Below are 15411 nucleotides of genomic sequence, written 5' to 3'. Positions count from 1 at the left end.
CGCCCGGCCGTTCCCGGGCGCGGGGCCGGTCAGCCGTAGTGGGCGCGCAGGGCGTCGCGGACGGCGGCCTCCGCCGCCGCGCGGTCGAGGCCGAGGCGCAGCGCGCGCTGCGCGTACGCCTGGGCCGCCGCCACGAGTTCGCGGGCGGCGGCGTCGCCCGCGGCGGCGACGAAGGTGCCGTGGCGGCCCCTGGTCTCGATCACGCCGTCGGCCTCCAGCGCACGGTAGGCCTTGGCCACGGTGTTGACCGCGAGCCCGAGCTCCCCGGCCAGGCCCCGGACGGTGGGCAGCCGGTGGCCGACGGGCAGCTCGCCGCTGCGGGCCTGCGCGGCGACCTGGGCCCGCAGCTGCTCGTAGGGCGCGAGGGGGGAACGCGGATCGATGTGGACGTTCACGCCCCGAATTCTGCCCCAGGGTCCTCCTGCTTGGCGGGGCCGAAGGTCTGGAACGCGGTACGGCGCGGGATGGGGAAGGCGGCGGCCGGACAGACCGCGTTGAGGATCAGGGCGCTGCGGTAGGCGCCGATGCCGAGGTCGGGGGCGGCGGCGCCGTGGGTGTGGAGCTCCGCGTTCTGCACGAAGAGGCCGCCGGTGACCTCGGGGGCGGTGCGCACCCGGTGCTCCTCGGTCACCTCGTAACGCCCCTGCGCGTCCCAGCGGACGAGGTCGGCCACGGGCTCCAGGCAGGCGGGGCGGCGGGCGGCGTAGCCGGTGGCGGCGATCACCGCGCCCGTGGTGCGCTCGGCCCGGCCGCCGGTGTCGGCGTGGGAGGTGGTCAGCCGCACGCCCGGGCCCGCGCGTTCCGCGTCCAGGACCGCGGTGGCCGGCAGCAGCGTGACCGGCGGCCGGTCGCCGTCCAGGAGGTGGTCGTAGAGCTCGGCGTGGATCAGGTCGATCGTCTCGGTGTCGATGCCCTTGTAGAGCTGCCACTGGGAGGCGATGAGGCGGTCGCGGACTTCGGGGGCCAGGCCGTGGAAGTACCGCATGTAGGCGGGGGTCGTGTACTCCAGGACCAGCTTGGAGTAGTCGAGGGGGGCGAACCCCCAGGACCTGGTCAGCCAGCTGATCGACCAGCCCGCGGCGCGCTGGCGGCGCAGCAGGTCGAGGAAGACCTCGGCGCCCGACTGCCCCGAGCCGACCACGGTGACGTCCCGGACGCCCGCCCGCTCCAGCCGCTCGACGTGCCCGAGGTACTCGCCCGAGTGGAAGACCCGCTCGCCGGCGAGCGCGGCGAGCGGCGGCGGCAGGACGGGTTCCGTGCCGACGCCCAGGGCGAGGTTGCGGGCGTGCCTGACGGCGGGGGCCGCCGCGCCGCCCTCGCCGGTGGGGCGCAGCCGCAGCTCCCACAGCGCCCGCTCCGCGTCCCAGTGCACGGCCTCGACCTCGGTGCCGAAGTGGCAGCCGGGCAGCGCGGCGGCGGCCCAGGCGCAGTAGTCGGCGTACTCGCGGCGCGGGACGTGGAAGCGTTCCGCGAGGTAGAAGGGGTACATCCGGTCGTGCTCGACCAGGTAGTTGAGGAAGGACCAGCGGCTCGTGGGGCGGATCAGCGAGACCAGGTCCGCCAGGAAACTCACCTGGAGCGTGGCCCAGTCGAACATCAGCCCCGGGTGCCAGTCGTAGCGGGGGCGCCGGTCCCAGGCCGCGAAGGCCAGGCCGGGCACCCCGTCGGCGAGCGCCGCGAGGGAGAGGTTGAACGGCCCGATGCCGACCGCGGCCAGGTCCAGGACGTCTGCGGGCTGACGGTCGTTCATCGGCAGTGCTCCTCACGTTCCTCGCGTTCCTCGCGTTCCTCGCGGGCCACTCGTGCCTCGCGTTCCTCCCGGGCCTTGGGCGGCCGCGGGGGCCCGGCCTCGCGCTGCCTGCCCAGGCGGGCCGTGCCGCGCTCCTCCGTGGCCCGGCCCGCGGCGTCCACGGCGGCCAGCAGCTCGTCGACGTCGTGCGCGGTGGCCTGGGGGTTGAGCAGGGTGAGCTTGAGCCGGACCGCGCCCGAGGCGTCCTCGGTCCTGCCGACCAGGGCGCCGCCGCCGCGCAGCAGGCCGCGGCGCAGCTCGGCGTTCATCGCGTTCACGGCGTCCAGCAGGGGCCCGGGGTGCCGCGGCGCGGCGGCGCCGGACGCGGCGCGCGGCAGGTAGCGGAAGACGACGGTGGTCAGCACGGGCGGGGCGGCGAGTTCGAGCCGCGGGTGGGCCCGGACGCGATCCGCGGCGTGCCGGGCGAGGTCGTGGCAGGCCTCCAGCATCGCGCCGATGCCGGCCCGGCCGAGGGCGAGGAAGGTGGCGGCCACCTTGAGGACGTCGGCCCTGCGGGTGGTGGCCAGGGAGTTGCCCAGCAGCCCGTCGTATCCGGCCGCCCCGTCGTCGTCCGGGTTGAGGTAGGCGACCCGCAGGCCGGTGCTGGCCTTGAGGTCGGCGGCGTCGCGGACGAGCAGCACGCTGGCGGCGGCGGGCTGCCAGGCGGTCTTGTGCAGGTCGATGGTGACGGTGTCGGCGGCGTCGAGCCCGTCCAGCAGGGGCCGCAGCCGGTCGGAGAACAGCGCGCCGCCGCCGTAGGCCGCGTCCACGTGGAGCCTGGCGCCGTGCGCGTGGGCCACGGCGGCGAGTTCCGGCAGCGGGTCGAAGGAGCCGTAGTCGGTGGTGCCCGCGGTGGCGACGACGGCCACGGGCACCTCCTCCGCGGGCCGGTGGCGCAGGGCCCGTTCGAGCGCCTCCGGGTCCATCCGGTGGGCCGCGTCGACGGGGACCTGGCGGACCGCGTCCTCGCCGAGGCCGAGGACGGCGCAGGCCCTGGCGACGGAGAAGTGGGCGAGCCGGGAGCAGTAGACGGTGGGGCGTGCGGCGAGCCCGCTCAGCCCGGCGCCCCTGACGTCGGCGCGGGCGCGCAGGACGGCGTCGCGGGCGATCAGCAGGGCCTGGAGGTTGGAGGCGGTGCCGCCTGCGGTCATGACCCCGTCGGCGGCCTGCCCGAAGCCGGCGAGCGCGGCGAGCGCGCGGATCAGGCGGCGTTCGAGTTCCACGGCGTAGGGGCCGCTGTCCCAGGTGTCGACGGAGGCGTTGAAGGCGGAGGCGAGGGCGTCGGCGGCGACGGCGACGGCGAGCGCCGGGGGCTGGAGGTGGGCGGCGGTCCTGGGGGCGGCGAGGTCGACGGTGTGGGCGGCGTAGGAGCGGGCGAGGGCGAGGACGGCCTGCCGGCCGCCGCCGGCCGGCGGGAGGACCCCGTCGGGGAGTTCGGCGTCGAGCAGGCGGGTGAGCTCGTGGGGGGCGAGGGCGGGGAGTGGGCCGGGGCGGCCGCGGAGCGCCGCCGCGGCCTCCCGTGCCATCCCGGTGAAGAGCCGGCCCGTCTCGGCGAGCCCGGCGGCGGTGCCGGCCAGCAGGTCCGGCTCTAGAAGGGGGGGCGGCGGGGGCACCGATGGGGCGTGGCCGGGCGTGCTCATGGGTTCTGTGGGTGTCCCTTGTCTCGGCGGTGCTGCGGGTGCGACGCGGAGTCAATTTAGGTTAGGCATACCTAACCTTGTCAACCGCGCCTCGGGCGTGCGCCCCGGTCACACCCGCCCGGGGGACGGGACTTAACCGACCCTGAGCAGGTCCTTAACGGGACCATAAGCGGGGGGACTTGGCCCTCCGGGCGGGTTAGCGTTCTGCACGTCGGCAAGGAGGACCAGTGCCGCCGCCTCTCACACCCCCCCACCCCCCGGAGAGGCGGCGGCACTGCCGCGTTCCCGGCCTCTTCCGGCGTTCCGCCTCTTCCGGCGTTCCGCCGCTCCCGGCACTCCCGCCGCTTCGGGCACTCCCGCCGCTCCCGGCACTCCGCCGCTTCGGGCACTCCCACCTGCTCCCGCCGCTCCCGCCGCTTCGCGCCGGCGCAGGCGCGGCGCAGGCCCGGCGCCGGGCGCGGGCCGGGAAGGCGCCGGACGGCCGCAGGCGGCGACCGGGGTCCGGGGCCCCGCGGGCCGAGCGGCCGTGCGGGGAGTGAGGCGGGCGCCGCGGCCGTGACGCGGGGCCGGGGCCGGTCCCGGCCGCTCAGGCGGCCCCCAGGTTCCCCGCGGGTCCCGCGGCGCGGCGGCCGAAGCGGCGGCGGGCGCGGTCGGCCGCCGCCTCGGCGCGGCGGCGGCGTTCCTCGGCCGGGTCGAGGGAGAGCTGCCGGGGGGCCAGGGCCGCGTCGACCAGTTCCTCCGCGCGCAGCGAGACGGCCCTGACCCGGGCGCGTTGCAGGCCGAGCGCGTCGTGCAGCGCGTAGGCGGTGCCGGCCAGCGCCTGGGTGTGGGCCGTCGGCTCGGCGAGGGTGCGGCTGCGGGTGGTGGCGGTCCTGTCGGCGTAGCGGACGGTGAGGGTCAGCGCCCGGGCGCTCTGCCCGGTGCCGCGCAGCCGGTAGCCCAGCTCGTCGGCGAGGGTGAGCAGGGCCCGCCGCCTGACGCCAGGGTCGAGTTCGTCGCGGGCGAAGCGGTGTTCCGCGGAGGCGGAGCGGGGCGGGGCGCTGGGGGTGACGGGGGTCGGGTCCACGCCCCTGGCCAGGGCGAGCAGGCGGTGGGCTGCGGCGGCGCCCAGGATGCGCTGGAGGGTGGCGGGGGGCGTGGCGGCGACCCCGCCGACGGTGTCGAGGCCGTACCCGGCGAGCGTGCGGACGGTGGCGGGGCCGACGCCGTGCAGGTCGCCCACGGGCCGGCCGGCGAGGAAGGCGGCGATCGCCTCCGGGGTGCCGGGCACCGCGGCCACGCCGGGGGCGCCGTCCGGCCGGTGCGCCGCCATCCTGGCGAGCAGCGGGTTGACGGCGACGCCGATGGCGCAGTCGGCGCCGAGCAGGGCGAGCGACCTGACCCTGACCAGCTGGGCGAGCCGGGCCGCGTCGAGCCCGAAGTAGCGCAACGCGCCCCTGACGTCGGCGAGCGCGGAGGCGGGCGGCACGGCCTGCACGACGGGGGTGATGCCGTGCAGCACCCGCAGCAGTCCCGGGTAACGCCCGGCGGGGCCGAGGAAGCGCACGTACAGCACCTGGCGGTCGTTCATCCCGCGCTCCCCGGGCTCGCGTGCCACAGCCTGCGCGGCGCCGCCCCGGACTTCACGGAGCCGCCCGCGGGGCGCAGGTCGGCCCAGGGGTGGAGGGTGTAGCCGGTGGGCAGGCCGATGCGCCGGTCCCGCGGCCCCTCGCTCCCCCGGCCGTCGCCCGCGGGGGGCCCGCCCGGCGCGGCGCCGGCGCCCGCCTCCTCCCGGGCCCCCTCCGCCGGGCCTCCCGCGCCGCCCTCCGGCCCTCCGGCGCCGTCCTCCCCGGCGGCGTCCCCTCCTGCGGCGTCCCCGGCGGCGTCCGCCGCGGCCGGGTCCGGGTCCCGGGCAAGGCGTTCCGCGACCGCGTCCAGGCCGCCGGTGCGGCGGAGTTCGGCCAGCTCGGCGAGGTCCCAGGCGGCCTGGCCGACCACGCTCAGGGCGCGCGCCCCGCGCCGCTGGACCGTGCCGCGCACCAGCAGCAGCCAGGAGTGGAAGACGGTGTGGGCGCAGGCGGCGTGGCTGTCCTCGAAGAAGGCCAGGTCCACCAGGCCCGTGGTGTCGTCGAGGGTGAGGAAGATCACCCGCTTGCCCGACCTGATCGGCGGGGTCTGCGTGGCCGCCTTGGCCCCGGCGACCAGCACGGTCTCGCCGTGCCCCGCCTCGCGCAGCCGGCGGGCGGTCAGCGCGCCGAGCTCGTCGAGGAAGGCCCGGTGGTCCGCCATGAGATGGCGGGAGGTCTCCATGCCGAGCACGCCGAGCTCCGCCCCGAGCCGCTCGCCCCCATCGAGGTCGGGCAGCCCCGCGGGCGGGGACAACTCGGCCTCGCCGAAGGGCAGTTCATGCCCACCCTGGCCACTCCCCCGCTGCCGCCTGTGCAGTTCGGCGAGGTGCAGCAGCAGGTCGCGGCGGTTGCCGCCGAAGGCGTCGAGCGCGCCGACCCTGGCCAGCCGCTCCGCGACCGGCCGGGAGGGGGCGGCCCTGGCGAAGAGGTCGGCCAGCGAGGCGTACGGCCGCCCGGCGGCGATGCGTTCCGCCTCCGCCTCGGAGATGCCCTGCACCTCGCCGAGGGCCAGCCGAATCCCCCACCGGCCGGATTCAGACTCCAGTTCGATTCTATAGGCGGCGTCCGAGGCGTTGACGTCGAGCGGGAGCACCGGCACCCCACGCCGCCGCGCGTCGGCGAGCAGCAGCCGCTTGGGGTACATCCCCGGATCGTGTTCGAGCAGCCCGGCATAGAAGGCGGCCGGGTGGTGCGCCTTCAGCCAGGCCGACTGGTACGTCGGCACCGCGAAGGCGACGGCGTGCGCCTTGCAGAAGCCGTAGGAGCCGAACGCCTCGACGATCTCCCAGGTGCGGGCGATCACCTCGGGGGCGTAGCCGCGCCGCTCCGCCTCGGCGAAGAACCACGCGCGCACCCGCCCCTGCCGCTCCCGGTCGGACAGCGCGCGCCGCGCCTCGTCGGCCAGGGCGCGGTCGCACCCGGTCAGCCGGGAGACGACGCCGATGATCTGCTCGTGGAAGACCACCACGCCGTAGGTCTCGCGCAGCACGGGCTCCAGGTCGGGGTGCGGATAGCGCGGCGGCTTCTCGCCGTGCCGCGCGGCGATGAACGGCCGCACCATGTCGGCGGCCACGGGCCCAGGCCGGAAAAGCGAGATGTCGACAACCAGGTCGTGGAAGGTGCTCGGCTGGAGCCTGGCGACCAGGTCGCGCTGGCCGGGCGACTCGATCTGGAAGCAGCCGAGCGTCTCGGCCGACCTGATCAGCCGGTAGGTCTCCGGGTCGTCTGGCGGCACCCGGTCCAGGTCGATCCGCTCCCCCCTGGCCCGTTCCGTCTCGGCGACGGCGTGCGCCATCGCGGACTGCATCCGCACCCCGAGCACGTCGAGCTTGAGCAGCCCGAGGTCCTCCACGTCCTCCTTGTCGAACTGCGACATCGCGAAGCCCTCGCCCGCGGTGGGCACGACGGGGGTGCGCCGCAGCAGGGAGGCGTCGGAGAGCAGCACCCCGCACGGGTGCATGGCGACGCCGCGCGGCAGCCCGTCGAGCGCCTCCACCAGCTCCCACAGCCTCGGGTCGTGCGGCTCGGCGGCGATGCCGCGCAGCTCGGGCAGCTCGGCCAGGGCGGCGCGCGCGTCCCCCGCCCTGATGTGCGGGAAGGACGTGGCCAGCCGGCCCACCTCGGCCGGGTCGAGGCCGAGCGCGAGGCCCACGTCCCGCACCGCGTGCCGCACCCGGTAGGTCTCCGGCATGGCGAGGGTGGCGACCCGCCGCTCCCCGAAGCGCTCGAAGATGGCCCGGTACGCGTCGAGCCTGCGGGCCGACTCCACGTCGATGTCGATGTCGGGCAGCACGGCGCGGCGCGGGGAGAGGAAGCGCTCCATCAGCAGGTCGTGCTCCACCGGGTCGGCGTGGGCGATGCCGAGCAGGTGGTTGATCAGGGAGCCGGCGCCCGAGCCGCGGGCGGCGACCCGGATGCCCAGGCCCCTGACGTCCTCGACGACCTGGGCGACGGTGAGGAAGTAGGAGGCGTAGCCCAGGCGCGCGACGATCCGCAGCTCCTCCTCCAGGCGCCGCCAGCGGCGCGGGTCGCGGTCGTAGCGGCGGGCCACCATGCCCGCGGCGCAGCGGGAGCGCAGCACCCGGTCGGCGGTGCGGGCGCCCGCGCCGACCAGGCGCGGCTCGGGGAAGTGGACGCTGCCGACGCCGAGGTCGGCCTCGGGGTCGACGCGGCAGGCCGCCGCCGTCTCCTCGGTGAGGGCGAGCAGCCGGTGGGCCGCGGCCCGCCCGTAGCCCGCCGCCTCGGCAATCTCCGCGGCGGCCCGCGCCATCTCGGCCGGGCCCTTGAGCCAGCGTTCCCCGCCGTCGAGCGGGCCGCGCGGGTCGATGGGGACCAGGCGCCGCGCGGCGTCGAGCACGTCGGCGACCTGCCCCTGGCCCGGGTCGGCGTAGCGGACGGCGTTGGTGAGCACCGGGCGCACGCCCGTCCCGGCGGCCAGCCCGAGGGTGCGGGCGGCGGTGCGGCGGGCGTCCGGCGGGCCCGCGGCGGCGACCTCGAGGCGCAGCGCCTCCCCGAAGACCTCGCGCCAGGGGGCGAGCAGCTCCGCGGCCCGGTCGGGGCGGCCCGCGGCCAGCGCCCGGCCGGGCCCGGACTCCGGGCCGAGCAGCACGATCAGCCCGTCGAGCCCGCCCGCGCGCAGCTCGGACCAGGGCAGCACGGGCCGCCCGCCCCCGGCGGTCCCGGCGTGGGCGGCGGTGACCAGGCGGCACAGCTGCGCCCACCCCTCCGCGCCGTCCCCGGCCAGGAAGACCGCGCGCGGCGCCGACTCGTCGGTGAACGCGCCGCCGCGCACCGGCGTCCTCGGCCGGTCCCTCCGGCCGCGGGCGGGCGGCGCGGCGGGCGCCACGGCGAGGTCGGCCCCGTACAGCGGCCTGACCCCGGCGCGCACGCAGGCCCTGGCGAACCGCACCGCGCCCGCCAGGGTGTCCCGGTCGGTCAGCGCGAGGGCCGCCATCCCGCGTTCCGCGGCCCGCGCGGCGAGCGCCTCCGGGTGCGAGGCGCCGTACCTGGCGGAGAAGCCGGAGGCGACGTGCAGGTGGACGAACCCAGCAGCCATCCGCACCTCCCGTCGCGCCGGACCCCGTCCGTACCGTTCGGTCCCACCATAAACCAGCCATCGAACACGCGTGCGATTGCGGGAAAGCGCAGGTCACCCCCGGCGTGGCCGCCCGCCCCCTGGCCGAAAACCGAGCGCCGCCCGGCACGGCGGAACCCGGCCCACGCCCCGCCCCCGCGCCCCTCCCCGACTCCCCTGCCCAACTTCGTTTCCCCGGGCGCGGAATGCGCTCCCGCGGCCCCCGCGGCCCCGGGGCGCCGCGCCGCCCCGGCCGCCACGCGAAGCCGCCCGGCCCCCTCTCCCCACCGGCCCGGGGTGGGCCACGGGTTAGGCTGCCCGGGTGGCAGCTATTCCTGAGCCCCTGGCCGTCCCCCGCGTCGAACTCGTCATCTTCGACTGCGACGGAGTCCTGGTCGACAGCGAGCCGCTCGCGCTGCGCGTCTGCGTCGAGCTCGGCGCCGAGCTCGGCTGGCCGCTCAGCGAGCGCGAGATCGTCGACCGTTTCCTCGGCCGCTCGGAGCGCGCGGTGCGGGCGCAGGTGAGCGAACGGCTCGGCGAGACGGCGGCCGACCGCTGGGCCGAGGAGTACCAGCTGCGGCTCGCCGAGATCATCGAGGAGGAGCTGACCGAGGTCGACGGCGTCTCCGAGGCGCTCGACGCGATCGACATCCCGCACTGCATCGCGTCGAGCGGCAGGCACGAGAAGATGCGCCGCACCCTCGCCCGCACCGGCCTGTACCCGCGTTTCGCCGGGCGCATCTTCAGCGCCGAGGAGGTCGCCCACGGCAAGCCGGCGCCCGACCTGTTCCTGCACGCCGCCCGGCAGATGGGAGTCGCCCCCGCGCACTGCGCGGTCGTCGAGGACAGCCAGTACGGCGTCCGGGCGGCCAGGGCCGCGGGCATGCGCTCCTTCGGCTACGCCGGGGGCCTGACCCCGGCGGAATGGCTGGCGGGACCCGGCACCGTGGTCTTCGACGACATGCGCAAGCTCCCCGCCCTCCTCGCCGCCTGAGCCCCCCGGCCGCCGGCCGCCGGGCCCACCGTCCCGCCCGGCCCGCCCGGCCGGGCGAACCCACGCATCCGGCCGATCGGCCCCTCGGCGGCCGTCCGCTGGTTGCGGTGGGAGGAGAACGGCATGCTGGAGGCCATGACCAGCGCCGAGCCGACCGCCCTCCGCCCCCCGCCCGGGAAGGGCGCCGCCGCGCGGATCGCGGGCCGGCCCGGCCTCGCGCCGGAGCATGGGCGGGGCACGGCGGCCTCGGCGCGGATCCCCGCGGTGCGCCATGCCTGACCGCCCCATCTCCCTGCTGATCGTGGACGACCACCCCGCCGTCAGGGACGGGCTGCGCGGCATGTTCGCGGCCGACGGGGACTTCGAGGTACTCGGCGAGGCCGCCGACGGGGTCGCGGCCGTCGAGGAGGCCGAGCGCCTGCACCCCGACGTCGTCCTGATGGACCTGCGGATGCCGCGCCGCGGCGGCGTGGCGGCCATCGCCGAACTCACCCGCCGCGGGCTGCGCTGCCGCGTGCTGGTGCTCACCACCTACGACACCGACTCCGGCGCCCTGCCCGCCGTCGAGGCGGGCGCCACCGGCTGCCTGCCGAAGGACGCCCCGCGCGACGAGCTGTTCGCCGCGGTGCGCGCGGCGGCCGAGGGCAGGACCGTGCTGTCCCCCGCCGTCGCCTCCCGGCTGGTGTCCCGGGCGCGCAACCCGCGCGACCGCCGCGAGCGGCCCGCGCTCAGCGGCCGGGAGCGCGAGGTGCTCGAACTGGCCGCCCGCGGCACGCCCGACCGCGAGATCGCGGCCAGGCTGCTCGTCAGCGAGGCCACCGTGAAGACGCACCTCACGCACATCTGCGCCAAGCTGGACGCCGACGACCGCGCCGCCGCGGTGGCCACCGCCTACGCCCGCGGCATCCTCGGCTGAACGGCCCCGGGCCCGGGGCCCGCACCCGGGCGCGGGCCCGCCGCGGCCCCGCACCGGCTCAGTGCGGTCCCGCCTGCCCGAACTCGGTGCCGCACGGGCCGGCTCCCTCGCTCTCCGGCAGCGGGACCGGGTCCCCGCTCATCGTCATCGTCCGGTACCAGGTGCCGATCCGCCGCGCCGAGCGCCCGACGTAGTGGCCGATGAACGAGCGGCGGAACCGGTCGGCCGTCCGGTTGGGCTGCGAGCCGTGCACCAGGCTGCCGTTGAAGAACAGCACGTCGCCCGGCGACATGTCGACGGGCACCGCGGCCAGGCCGGGCGGCGGCGGCACGTACTCGCGCACGAAGGACAGCTCGGGATCGGCCTCCTCCGGGCAGAAGAGGTCCATCCGGTGGGTGCCCGGCACCACCTCAAGGCCGCCGTTCTCCCGGTCGATCTCGTCGCAGGCCACCCAGGCCGCCACGCAGGTGCCGGGCTCCACGCGCAGGTAGAAGTTGTCCTGGTGCAGGGCCTGGCCGCGGGCGCCCGGGGGCTTGAAGTAGAACATGCTCTGCGCCGCGAGCACCTCCTCGCCCAGCAGCCGCTCCAGCACCCGGCGCAGCCGCGCGTCGAGCAGGTAGCGCCGCGCGACCTCGTTGATCTGATGCGGGTGCATCACCCGCGGGTACGCGTGCAGCGGGTCCCCCGCCGGGTCGCCCGCGCGGCGCCGCGGCTCGAAGTGCCCCGGCACGGGACCTGCCGCGTGCAGCGCCATGAACTCGCCGCGCAGTTCCTCGATCTCCGCCGGGCCGAACAGCCCGCGCGCCACCGTGAAGCCCTGCTCCCCGAACCGCCGGTAGTCCTCGTCTGGCAGGATCGCCGTCGCCGTCATGACGCCTGTTCCTTCCCTGTGGCCCGCCCCTGTGTCCTGTCGGCGAAGACGCTAGGCGGGCCCGAGCCGCGAGGGGATGCCCGTGGATGCTGAGGACCTGCCCGCGCCTGCTACGCCGGGGCCGCCGGCCGGCCTGGTGACGGTCGGCTGCCTGGACGAGCCGCCCGGGTACGCCGTGCGCCGGCCGGTGGGCGCCCGCAGCTGGCTGTTCACCTGGACCACCGCGGGGCGGGGCCTGCTGCGGCAGGGCGGGACGGCGGCCGAGGCGGGGGCGGGCGAGCTGGTCGTGCTCGGGCCCGGGGTGCCGCACCACTACGCGGTGGCGCCCGGCGCCGGGCACTGGGCGTTCTGGTGGGTGCACTGCCAGGCCAGGGCCGCCTGGGGCGGCTGGCTGCGGCCCTCGCTCCTCGGCGACCGGCTGTACGCCGTGCGGCGGGTGCCGCGGGAGCTGTGGCCGCGCGTGACCGGTGCGTTCCGGCGGATGCACGCGGACGCCAGGTGGGCGGGCGAGGCGGCGCCGCCAGGGCCCGAGCCGGAGCCGGTGCCCGCGCGGGTCGCGGTGGCGCAGGGCGCGGCGGCCCGCGAACTCGCGCTGAGCGGCCTGGAGGAGGTGATCGTGCTGGCCACGGCCGCCGCGGCCGCCCCGGGCGCGGGGGCGGCCGGGCGCGTCGATCCACGGGTGCGGCGGGCCGCCGCGCTGCTGGCGGCCGACCCCGGGGCGGCGCACACGGTCGAGTCGCTGGCGGCGCACGTGGCGCTCTCCCCCTCGCGGCTCGCCCACCTGTTCGCCGAGCAGCTGGGGCAGAGCCCGATGCGGGCGCTGCGCGACGCCAGGCTGCGGCACGCCGCCCAGTTGCTGGAGGCCACGGGCCTGCCCGTCGAACGGGTCGCCGCCGCCTCGGGCTTCGCCAGCCCCTACCACTTCAGCCGCGTCTTCCGGCAGCGCTACGGCCTGCCGCCCCGGGACTGGCGCGCCCGGCGGGCCGGGGCGGCCGGGGAGACCGGGACGGGCGGGGCGGGCGAGGAGGCCGGGTCGGCCGGGGAGGCGGGCGGCCGGGAGTGAGGGCGCCGGGAGGCGCCGCGGCGGGTCAGACCACCGGCTCGGGCACGGTCACCACCCGGGTCCCGTCGGGAAAGGCCGCCTCCACCCGCACCTCGGTCAGCTGCTGCGCCACCCCGTCGAGCACGTCGGCCCGTCCCAGCACCCGCCGCCCCGAGTCCATCAGCTCCGCCACGGAACGCCCGTCCCGCGCGCCCTCCAGCACGTGCGCCGTGATCATGGCGACCGCCTCCCGATGGTTCAGCCGTAGCCCCCGCGCGCGGCGCCTGGCCGCGACGTCGGCGGCCACGTGGGTCAGCAGCCGCTCCTGCTCGTCCTGGCTCAGTCGCATCTCGCCGTCCACCTCACCTTGTCCTCTGTCTACGATGGGCAGGAACTTGTAGTGAACCCGTACGAACCCGTGCACACCCGCACGAAACAGCACGCACACCGCACGCTTCCCGCCAATGCCGCCCCCGCCGGGGCGGATGCCGGGCGTGCCGGGTACCCGGGGGCGGCCGGGAATGCGCACGGTGACGGGCGGTGGCGCGTCCACCGGCCGGAATCGACTGGCCGTGACCGCCGCGGGCGAGGCAGGGTAGGGGGACGGCCGGCGCCGTACCCCGGCGGGAGCAGCCGAACGAGAGCAGCCGTACCAGAAAGCCGAAGGAGCCCCATGAAGATCGGAATCGTCGGAGCCACCGGGCAGGTCGGCGGCGTCATGCGCCGCATTCTGGCCGAGCGGAAGTTCCCGGTGGACCAGCTCCGGCTGTTCGCCTCGGCGAGGTCCGCGGGCAGCACGCTGCCCTGGGAGGACGCGGCGCTCACGGTCGAGGACGCGGCGACCGCCGACTACTCGGGCCTGGACATCGTGCTGTTCTCCGCGGGCAAGGGCACCTCGAAGGCGCTGGCCGAGAAGGTGGCGGCGGCCGGCGCCGTGGTGATCGACAACTCCTCGGCCTGGCGCATGGACCCCGACGTCCCCCTGGTGGTCTCCGAGGTCAACCCGCACGCGATCGCGCGCCGCCCCAAGGGCATCATCGCCAACCCGAACTGCACCACGATGGCCGCGATGCCCGTGCTGCGCCCGCTGCACGCGGAGGCCGGGCTCACCGCCCTCGTGGTGGCGACGTACCAGGCGGTGTCGGGCAGCGGCCTGGCGGGCGTGGCCGAGCTGGACGGGCAGGTCAGGTCCGCCGTGGGCCAGGACGTCGCCCGGCTGGCCTTCGACGGCGAGGCGGTGGACCTCCCCGCCCCGCAGGTCTACGCCCGGCCCATCGCGTTCAACGTGCTCCCGCTCGCCGGCTCGATCGTGGAGGACGGGCTCGGGGAGACCGACGAGGAGCAGAAGCTGCGCAACGAGAGCCGCAAGATCCTGGAGATCCCCGACCTGGCCGTCTCGGGCACCTGCGTGCGGGTGCCGGTCTTCACCGGCCACTCGCTGCAGATCAACGCCCGCTTCGCCCGGCCGCTGAGCCCGGACCGCGCCCGGGAGCTGCTCGCCGAGGCGGAGGGCGTCGCGCTTGCCGACGTGCCGACCCCGCTGCAGGCCGCGGGCCGCGACGCGAGCTTCGTGGGCCGCATCCGCGCCGACGAGACGGTGGAGCGTGGCCTGTCCCTCTTCGTCTCCAACGACAACCTCCGCAAGGGCGCGGCCCTGAACGCCGTGCAGATCGCCGAGCTGGTCGCCGCCGAGTCCTGAGGCCCCGCCCCCGCCCCGGCCGCCCCGCGCCCCGCCCGGGCTGCGCGGCCCCTCCCCCGGCCGGGGCCCGGGGCCACGCGGCGCCTGCGCCCGCCCGGGACGGCTCGGGCGAGGGCCCCGGGCGGGCGCGGCGGGTTCAGCAGTCGCAGCCGCAGTCGCAACAGTTGCAGCCGTCACAGCAGTTCGAGCAGCAGTCGCAGCCGTCACAGCAGTCGCTGTAGTGGCAGCAGCCGTGGCGCTGCTTGCCCGACCAGGGGTCGGGGTAGTCCTCGCGGCAGCAGACCTGGCAGGTGCAGAACATCGCCGACCAGACCGCGCAGCCGGCCAGCAGCCCGCGCTGACGCGGCGTCATCGGCGGCCGCGGGGGCGCCCCGCCCGGCGGGACGTGGGCGCAGCCCGGGGTGCCGAAGGTGCGGTCGACGGACCGCCCCAGCTCGTGGACCAGCAGCGTGTGGGCGAGCCTTCGGTCGGTGAACTCCACCTCCTGCAGGGCGAGTCGCACGCCCGTCACCGCGTCGTCGCACAGCCGCCGCACCTCGTCGGGCGGGGTGCCGGTGGCAGTGATCGGGTTCCAGGCCCCGGCGGCCAGGTCCGCCTCCCGGTCCTCCACCGCGTCGAGGAGGTGGGCCACCCGGCCGAACAGCCGGCCGGCCTCGGCCAGCGGCGCGGCGTTCCCCGGCCGGCCCGCCAGGTGCGCGGTGTGCGCGAACGCCGCCGCGGTGGCCGTCTCGGTCGGCTCCGTCACGGCGAGCAGCGGGCTGCCGAGCCCGGCCGCGGCCTCCAGGGACTGCTGGCGCTCCACGGCCTCGACCAGCACGGCGGTGTCGAAGCCGACGCCCGCGGCGCCCCGGGCGCCCGCCCGGTCCCAGCCGGCGGCCACCCGCCGCGCCGCCGCGGCCATCGCGGGACGGGCGAGCAGCCCGTCGCCGTCGAGCACGTGGTCGCGGATCTTCGCCGAGGCGAGCACGAGGGACACGGCCGCCGCCAGCCTGGCGCCCTCCCCCTCGGCGACCGAGGCGGTGCGCATCCCGCGCAGCGGGCAGGGCCCCGCCCTGCGCTGCCTGCGGCCCGCGCTCTCCCGGGGCGCCTGGGCGTCGAACAGGACCGAGATCAGCAGCCCGTCGTAGTTGGTGGCCAGGCGCGCCGCCTGTCCGTGCGTGCCGCGCAGCGCGAGGCAGAGGCCGCACAGGTGCGCCGTCCACTCCTGCTGCAGCTCCCGGGACAGGTGGTGGCGGCAGGGCCTGATGATTCCGAACACGATCCCCCCGTACATGGCCGA

At 77.3% G+C, this 15411-nt stretch carries 12 protein-coding genes; 4 read left to right on the top strand and 8 right to left on the bottom strand.

Translation table 11 applies throughout. The features are described 5' to 3' along the window. Positions 1-29: 29 nt before the first annotated feature. The 5 genes from D7294_RS08420 to D7294_RS08400 form a co-directional block, all read right to left on the bottom strand. The gene (locus tag D7294_RS08420; RefSeq protein WP_174248300.1) at positions 30-395 is read right to left on the bottom strand and encodes a GntR family transcriptional regulator; all 366 of its coding nucleotides are present in this window, start codon (positions 393-395) and stop codon (positions 30-32) included. Further along, on the bottom strand, positions 392-1750 hold the full coding sequence (locus D7294_RS08415; RefSeq protein ID WP_120677239.1) for a lysine N(6)-hydroxylase/L-ornithine N(5)-oxygenase family protein: 1359 nt from the start codon (positions 1748-1750) through the stop codon (positions 392-394). Before D7294_RS08415 ends, D7294_RS08420 begins: the two co-directional genes overlap by 4 nt. Next, positions 1747-3429 (bottom strand): pyridoxal phosphate-dependent decarboxylase family protein, encoded by a 1683-nt coding sequence (locus tag D7294_RS08410; protein WP_206619484.1) that lies wholly within the window; start codon positions 3427-3429, stop codon positions 1747-1749. Before D7294_RS08410 ends, D7294_RS08415 begins: the two co-directional genes overlap by 4 nt. A gap of 586 nt (positions 3430-4015) precedes the next feature. After that, positions 4016-4999, bottom strand: a complete 984-nt coding sequence (locus D7294_RS08405; protein WP_120677854.1) for a DNA polymerase Y family protein — start codon at positions 4997-4999, stop codon at positions 4016-4018. Next, positions 4996-8592, bottom strand: coding sequence for a DNA polymerase III subunit alpha (locus D7294_RS08400; RefSeq protein WP_120677237.1), 3597 nt, complete (start codon positions 8590-8592; stop codon positions 4996-4998). Before D7294_RS08400 ends, D7294_RS08405 begins: the two co-directional genes overlap by 4 nt. Positions 8593-8953: 361 nt before the next feature. On the opposite strand from D7294_RS08400, the gene D7294_RS08395 reads away from it, so the two are divergent. Both D7294_RS08395 and D7294_RS08390 read left to right on the top strand, forming a co-directional pair. Next, positions 8954-9604, top strand: coding sequence for an HAD family hydrolase (locus D7294_RS08395; protein ID WP_120677852.1), 651 nt, complete (start codon positions 8954-8956; stop codon positions 9602-9604). Positions 9605-9875: 271 nt separating this feature from the next. Then, on the top strand, positions 9876-10520 hold the full coding sequence (locus D7294_RS08390) for a response regulator (RefSeq protein ID WP_120677235.1): 645 nt from the start codon (positions 9876-9878) through the stop codon (positions 10518-10520). 58 nt (positions 10521-10578) lie between these two features. On the opposite strand, the gene D7294_RS08385 is transcribed toward D7294_RS08390, so the two are convergent. Further along, on the bottom strand, positions 10579-11391 hold the full coding sequence (locus tag D7294_RS08385) for a phytanoyl-CoA dioxygenase family protein (protein ID WP_120677233.1): 813 nt from the start codon (positions 11389-11391) through the stop codon (positions 10579-10581). Positions 11392-11467: 76 nt separating this feature from the next. Between D7294_RS08385 and D7294_RS08380 the strand changes: the two genes are divergently transcribed. After that, complete coding sequence (locus tag D7294_RS08380; RefSeq protein ID WP_120677231.1) at positions 11468-12454, top strand: helix-turn-helix domain-containing protein; 987 nt, start codon at positions 11468-11470, stop codon at positions 12452-12454. Between the two features lie 25 nt (positions 12455-12479). Here the strand turns inward: D7294_RS08380 and D7294_RS08375 are convergent, their stop codons facing one another. After that, the gene (locus D7294_RS08375) at positions 12480-12782 is read right to left on the bottom strand and encodes an urease subunit gamma (RefSeq protein ID WP_120677850.1); all 303 of its coding nucleotides are present in this window, start codon (positions 12780-12782) and stop codon (positions 12480-12482) included. 324 nt (positions 12783-13106) lie between these two features. Between D7294_RS08375 and D7294_RS08370 the strand changes: the two genes are divergently transcribed. Further along, positions 13107-14132, top strand: a complete 1026-nt coding sequence (locus tag D7294_RS08370; RefSeq protein WP_120677229.1) for an aspartate-semialdehyde dehydrogenase — start codon at positions 13107-13109, stop codon at positions 14130-14132. Positions 14133-14268: 136 nt separating this feature from the next. Here the strand turns inward: D7294_RS08370 and D7294_RS08365 are convergent, their stop codons facing one another. Continuing rightward, positions 14269-15390 carry a DUF5685 family protein gene (locus D7294_RS08365; RefSeq protein ID WP_174248299.1) on the bottom strand — a complete coding sequence of 374 codons (1122 nt, stop codon included), beginning with the start codon at positions 15388-15390 and terminating at the stop codon, positions 14269-14271. Positions 15391-15411: the final 21 nt, after the last annotated feature.

The sequence above is a fragment of the Streptomyces hoynatensis genome, assembly GCF_003626535.1.
GTDB classification, from domain to species: domain Bacteria; phylum Actinomycetota; class Actinomycetes; order Streptomycetales; family Streptomycetaceae; genus Streptomyces; species Streptomyces hoynatensis.
The sequence above is the reverse complement of the archived record's forward strand: the minus strand, read 5'-3'. Positions and strand labels throughout refer to the sequence as shown.

Excerpts from the sequence above, each read along its gene's own strand:
- D7294_RS08415 (WP_120677239.1), bottom strand. The coding sequence starts at position 1,750 with ATGAACGACCGTCAGCCCGCAGACGTCCTGGACCTGGCCGCGGTCGGC.
- D7294_RS08410 (WP_206619484.1), bottom strand. The coding sequence starts at position 3,429 with ATGAGCACGCCCGGCCACGCCCCATCGGTGCCCCCGCCGCCCCCCCTT.
- D7294_RS08405 (WP_120677854.1), bottom strand. The coding sequence starts at position 4,999 with ATGAACGACCGCCAGGTGCTGTACGTGCGCTTCCTCGGCCCCGCCGGG.
- D7294_RS08400 (WP_120677237.1), bottom strand. The coding sequence starts at position 8,592 with ATGGCTGCTGGGTTCGTCCACCTGCACGTCGCCTCCGGCTTCTCCGCC.
- D7294_RS08390 (WP_120677235.1), top strand. The coding sequence starts at position 9,876 with ATGCCTGACCGCCCCATCTCCCTGCTGATCGTGGACGACCACCCCGCC.
- D7294_RS08385 (WP_120677233.1), bottom strand. The coding sequence starts at position 11,391 with ATGACGGCGACGGCGATCCTGCCAGACGAGGACTACCGGCGGTTCGGG.
- D7294_RS08380 (WP_120677231.1), top strand. The coding sequence starts at position 11,468 with ATGCCCGTGGATGCTGAGGACCTGCCCGCGCCTGCTACGCCGGGGCCG.
- D7294_RS08375 (WP_120677850.1), bottom strand. The coding sequence starts at position 12,782 with ATGCGACTGAGCCAGGACGAGCAGGAGCGGCTGCTGACCCACGTGGCC.
- D7294_RS08370 (WP_120677229.1), top strand. The coding sequence starts at position 13,107 with ATGAAGATCGGAATCGTCGGAGCCACCGGGCAGGTCGGCGGCGTCATG.